General features: G+C 50.0%; 1 protein-coding gene. It reads left to right on the top strand.

Annotation, left to right across the window (positions count from 1 at the left end):
• The coding region (bioD, locus tag J1781_RS00100) for an ATP-dependent dethiobiotin synthetase BioD (protein ID WP_217232983.1) at window positions 1-380 on the top strand (380 nt) is incomplete at both ends.

Genomic DNA, 380 nt, shown 5'->3' with positions numbered 1-380 from the left:
GAATATAGCTGAAAAAGGCAAAAGTGTATATGCTATCAAGCCAGTCACCGCAGGTCTAGAAACCGATGACAACGGTCAAACATATAGCGATGATGCAAGGCGCATCAATCAATTTGCCAATGTCAAACCACCGCTGTCTGTCATTGCGCCTATCCAGCTAGCGACGCCTTGCTCACCGCATATCGCCGCGCAGCTTGATAACGTGACACTCACCAAAACCCAATTAGTCGATACCATCCATAAGTCCATCGCAGCCTATCCTGCCGATGTGATTTTGGTTGAAGGGGCAGGCGGCTGGTTTACCCCTATTAATGAGCAAGAAACGCTTGCTGATGTGGCAGCCGCGCTCAAATGCCCTGTCATCCTGGTCGTCGGTATCA

Source organism: Rahnella perminowiae (assembly GCF_019049695.1).
Classification (GTDB): domain Bacteria; phylum Pseudomonadota; class Gammaproteobacteria; order Enterobacterales; family Enterobacteriaceae; genus Rahnella; species Rahnella perminowiae.
Note: the sequence above shows the minus strand (reverse complement) of the source record. Positions and strands in the feature narration are given on the sequence as shown.